At 58.5% G+C, this 2248-nt stretch carries 3 protein-coding genes; 2 read left to right on the forward strand and 1 reads right to left on the reverse strand.

Annotation, left to right across the window (positions count from 1 at the left end; translation table 11 throughout):
* Window positions 1–88: 88 nt before the first annotated feature.
* On the reverse strand, window positions 89–556 hold the full coding sequence (locus NUV89_RS29310; RefSeq protein WP_010208206.1) for a PA2169 family four-helix-bundle protein: 468 nt from the start codon (window positions 554–556) through the stop codon (window positions 89–91).
* Window positions 557–761: 205 nt separating this feature from the next.
* On the opposite strand from NUV89_RS29310, the gene NUV89_RS29315 reads away from it, so the two are divergent.
* Both NUV89_RS29315 and NUV89_RS29320 read left to right on the forward strand, forming a co-directional pair.
* Window positions 762–998 (forward strand): DUF3820 family protein, encoded by a 237-nt coding sequence (locus NUV89_RS29315; protein WP_076949988.1) that lies wholly within the window; start codon window positions 762–764, stop codon window positions 996–998.
* A gap of 10 nt (window positions 999–1008) precedes the next feature.
* Window positions 1009–2184, forward strand: a complete 1176-nt coding sequence (locus NUV89_RS29320) for an aminotransferase class V-fold PLP-dependent enzyme (protein WP_257784062.1) — start codon at window positions 1009–1011, stop codon at window positions 2182–2184.
* Window positions 2185–2248: the final 64 nt, after the last annotated feature.

Consider the following 2248-nt stretch of genomic DNA (forward strand, 5'->3'; position numbering starts at 1 on the left):
CAGTCACTGATTGATTAACTGAAAGACCGCATTCGCGAGCAAGCCCGCTCCCACAAAGACCACTCCCACAGTTGTTACAGGGTAAGGCTTACGACTGCGCGCGAGCCTGGTTACGCAGTGCCTTCACCTGGTCGTGGTTGCGTTGTACGCCGTGGTACTGGCGCTCAACCAGGTCACGAATGCCCAGCAGGTTGTGCTTGTTGATCTTCTCGATCGCTTCCTTGTAAGCCTTCAACGCGTGGTCTTCACCGCGCTCGGCTTCGTTCAGCACAGCCTCTTCGTCCTTACCGGTGAGCATCGACTTCACGTCGACCCAGCCACGGTGCAATGCGCCGGCAACGCTGCCGGAATCTTCCGGATCACCACCCAATGCACGCACCGCGGTTTTCAGCTCGGCGGCGGCAGTGGCGCAATCGGCGGAACGCTTGGCAAACAGGGCTTTGAGTTCTGGGTGCTTGATGTCTTCAGCGCACTCCTTGAAACCCTTTTGGCCGTCGATGCTGGTCTCGATCAGGTCGTTCAGTACGGAGATCGATTCTTTATTGATGTCAGTCATTTTTCAATTCCTTGTACGGGTTAGAAGGTTGTCTTAATGGTTGCAGCGCCCGTGCCAGGTTTTCAGAAAACAAATTAGTCTTTATTTTCAATTAGTTACGATAAATTGAACCATCTGTATGTGCGTTATTTGCATGATCTGTCAATTGGCCTTCATGCAGAATGCCTGTATTTTCCAAGGTCTCGACTCAAACGTCTGAAGCCCCATGAACCCCGAAAAACTCGAACTGCTGATTACCCGCCAAATGCCCTTCGGCAAGTACAAGGGTCGGATCATTGCCGACCTGCCCGGCCCCTACTTGAACTGGTTTGCCCGCGAAGGTTTCCCCCACGGCGAACTGGGCGGGCTGCTCGCCCTGATGCAGGAAATCGACAGCAACGGCCTCTCCGAACTGCTCGAACCGCTGCGCGCCAAACACGGCAAACCCGCCCCTCGCCACTAAGAGCCCTGCCATGCCAAGGAATGCCGATAACGAACACCACTGGCACACCATCGCCCAGCGCTACGAGCTGGAGCCCGGGCCGATCAACCTGGAAAACGGCTACTTCGGGCGCATGAGCCGCGTCGTGCGCGCGCAGTACCTGGAGCATGTGGCGTTTATCAACCGCAGCAACTCGTTGCATGTACGCCAGCGCTTCGAGCAGGGTGAAAACGTCGAGATCCGTCGCCAATTGGCCGAGCAGATCAATGTCGACCCAGAGTCGGTGGCCTTCACCCGCAACGCCACCGAAGCCTTGCAGTCGCTGATCCGCAACTACAACCGCCTGCAACCGGGCGATCAGGTGTTGATAAGTGACCTGGAGTACGACACGGTCAAAGGCGCCATGCGCTGGTTGGCGGGGGTTCGCGGTGTGGAGGTGATCGAACTGTCCCACGCACACCCGGCCAGTTTCGACAGCCTGGTGCAGACTTATCGCGATGCGTTCGCCCAGTACCCGCGTTTAAAGCTGATGGCGCTGACCCACGTCACCCATCGCACCGGCCTGGTGATGCCCGTTGCAGCGATTGCCAAGGCCGCCCGCGAGCATGGGGTGGACGTGATCCTCGATGGCGCCCATGCCCTGGGTCAGATCGACTTCAACCTCGCCGAGCTGGGCATTCAATTCGCCGGCTTCAACCTGCACAAATGGATCGGCGCGCCGCTGACCCTGGGCTTTCTGTACATCGCCCCCGAGCGCCTGGCCGATATCGACCCGGACATGGGCGAGTTTCACTACCCGCTCAACGACGTGCGCGCACGCACGTCCTACAGCACGCCGAACTTTCCGGCGCTGATGACCTTGCCGCTGGTGTTTGAGGAGCATCGAGCCTTGGGTGGCTCGGCGGCCAAGGGTGCGCGGGTCAATTACCTGCGGGACCTGTGGGTGAGCCAGGTGCGGCCATTGGCGGGCATCGAGGTGCTGACGTCGGATGATCCCCGGTTGTATTGCGGGATCACGGCGTTCAAGTTTGTAGGGCGGGATCAGCAGGTGATGGCAGATCGTTTGCTCAAGGACTACGACCTGTTCACCACCACCCGGGTGGGTGCGGCGTTTGGCACTTGCATAAGGGTGACGCCGGGGTTGGTCACGGCGGCTGCGGATATCGCTGCTCTGGTGCACGCAATTACCGAGTTAAACGCAGATTAAACTGTGGGAGCGGGCTTGCTCGCGAAAGCGGTGGATCAGTTGATACATGTGTATCTGATGCAAC

The sequence above is a fragment of the Pseudomonas sp. 18.1.10 genome (genome assembly GCF_024655625.1).
GTDB lineage: Bacteria > Pseudomonadota > Gammaproteobacteria > Pseudomonadales > Pseudomonadaceae > Aquipseudomonas.